Here is a 337-nt window from a genome sequence, read left to right on the forward strand (position 1 = left end):
GCTCCCCGAAGCATATCGGTGTTAGTACCGTCCTTCATCGGCTCCTAGTGCCAAGGCATTCACCGTGCGCCCTTTCTAACTTAACCTACTTCGGCCAATGATAAGCGGCGAATCTCTGCGTCAGCTCCGTCACTGTGCTCCTCACGTACTCTCGTACGCTCCGGTGCTCGTTCGGTCGCTTCCTTGATCTTCTTGCTTCTCATTGCCCTCAGGTTTGTGCTCTTACTTCGTTTTAAAACAAAAATAAGAGAAAAAACTAAGATGGCGATTACTCGGTTATTGCTTCTTCATTAACATTATCTAGTTTTCAAAGAACGATATTTTTGAGAGATTGAAC

The 337-nt window shown here is 45.7% G+C and carries 1 protein-coding gene and 1 rRNA gene; both read right to left on the reverse strand.

The features are described 5' to 3' along the window. Positions 1-86: ribosomal RNA gene (locus BK139_RS23470) — 23S ribosomal RNA — on the reverse strand; the annotation flags it as partial. Then, on the reverse strand, positions 81-203 hold the full coding sequence (locus tag BK139_RS24515; protein ID WP_258752131.1) for a hypothetical protein: 123 nt from the start codon (positions 201-203) through the stop codon (positions 81-83). The genes BK139_RS24515 and BK139_RS23470, both read right to left, overlap by 6 nt. Positions 204-337 lie beyond the last annotated feature (134 nt).

The organism is Paenibacillus sp. FSL R5-0490, assembly GCF_001956215.1.
Taxonomy (GTDB): Bacteria; Bacillota; Bacilli; order Bacillales; family Cytobacillaceae; genus Cytobacillus.